The organism is Kutzneria sp. 744, assembly GCF_000568255.1.
Taxonomy (GTDB): domain Bacteria; phylum Actinomycetota; class Actinomycetes; order Mycobacteriales; family Pseudonocardiaceae; genus Kutzneria.
The window spans coordinates 6,582,073-6,583,490 of record NZ_KK037166.1 but is presented as its reverse complement, the minus strand read 5'-3'; the positions used below and the strand labels follow the sequence as shown (position 1 = coordinate 6,583,490).

Annotated in this window: 2 protein-coding genes; both read right to left on the bottom strand. The window is 72.1% G+C overall.

Annotated features, from left to right (window positions below):
- The coding region (locus KUTG_RS61780) for a DUF2017 family protein (RefSeq protein WP_043721486.1) at positions 1 to 396 on the bottom strand (396 nt) is incomplete at its 3' end.
- A 134-nt stretch (positions 397 to 530) separates the two neighbouring features.
- Positions 531 to 1,418, bottom strand: an 888-nt coding sequence (locus KUTG_RS54040) for a hypothetical protein (RefSeq protein ID WP_198047355.1), incomplete at its 5' end; no start/stop codon positions are given.

Below are 1,418 nucleotides of genomic sequence, written 5' to 3'. Positions count from 1 at the left end.
ATGCGCAGGCTGAGCAACACTCGGGTCCAGGCCCCGCAGCCGCTGCGGGTCGTCGGCCAGCCGCACCACGCCGCCCTCGGTCGGCAGGTTGCGCCAGGCGTCGGCCACCGCGGCGCGCAGCCCGCCGATCAGCTCCGGCTCCCACCACAGGCGGACCTCGGCCGGCTCGCTGTCCGGCACGTGCATGCGCAGCACGGCCTGCAGCGGCGGGTGGTCGGTCGGCTCGGTGGGCAGCGCGATGCCGAGCACCTCGCCGAGCGGGTAGTCCGTCGTGTACTGGCTCAGCCGCCAGTCGAGCAGCGCGTGGAACTCCGCCAGCCTGCTGCGCAGCCAGGCCACGCGTTCGGGCTCCAGGGTGCCGACAACGGCGCCGTCATCCCGATGCCACTTGATCACGGACCCGACCTCCCCAGCCACCCGAACGGTTGATCAATATTTACCAGCTCACCGAGTGTGCGGGTGTGAAAGGGAGGAGTAATGGCGGCTCGCCGGCCGTACTCGTGGCATTTGCGAACACGCGCTCCGCCCGCTCACCTCGGCGTGAGCTCGCTGACCAGCCATTTTCCACCCGATCGGTGCGCGGTGACCGTGTACACGAGTCCGACCGAGCTGGACTTGTTCGTGTCGGCCCGTGTTGTCGTCTGCTGGATGAAGGCCAGCAGGATCGCGTCGTCGCCCTGCAACACCCGCACGCCGATCTTGGCGACCTGCCCGGTCACCACCGCCTTCTGGGCCGGCGCCTGCGACTTCACCTGGTCGAAGAGCTTGTTGTAGTCGTCGAGGAACTTACCGGTGCTCGCCGCCTGGCCCGCCTTCTGCGCACCGGCCAGATCGGTGTACTTGTACGATGAGATGGCCTGCAGGTCCTGGGTGACCTGGGTGACGACGTCGGTGGTGGCGCCCGTGTCGGTCAGCGCCTTGTTGGCCGCCGAGCCGTTGTCGAGCACCATGCCGGCCTCGCCGCGGAACCAGAAACCCGCCGCCGTCAGCACCGCGGCCACCAGCACCATCACGATCGGGCCGAGCACGGTCCGCGGCCGCAGCCGGGCCAGCGCGCGGCCGACCGGGGCCATCCGCTCGCCGACCGGCCGTCGTTCCCGGACCGCCGGCTCGGGCTCGTCGTCCGGGAACACCTTCGTGAACTCGCGCTCCGCCGGCTCGGAATCCGGCCGGGAATCCGTCGCGGCGGCCGGCTCCGGCTCGGCGCCGATCACCGCGGGCGCGACGACCTCGACCTGCGACTCGGCCGGGGCCTCGTCGACGGGCAGCCGGCCGGACACCCGCTCGTCCACGGGCGGCGCGGCCTCGGAGGAGGCAACCTCGGGCTGGGCGGCGGGCGTCGGCCGGCGCAGGCCGGCGACCCGGGGCCGCCGGATCGGTGGCTGGGCATTGGCGTTACGACGGGGTGGGGGCACCTG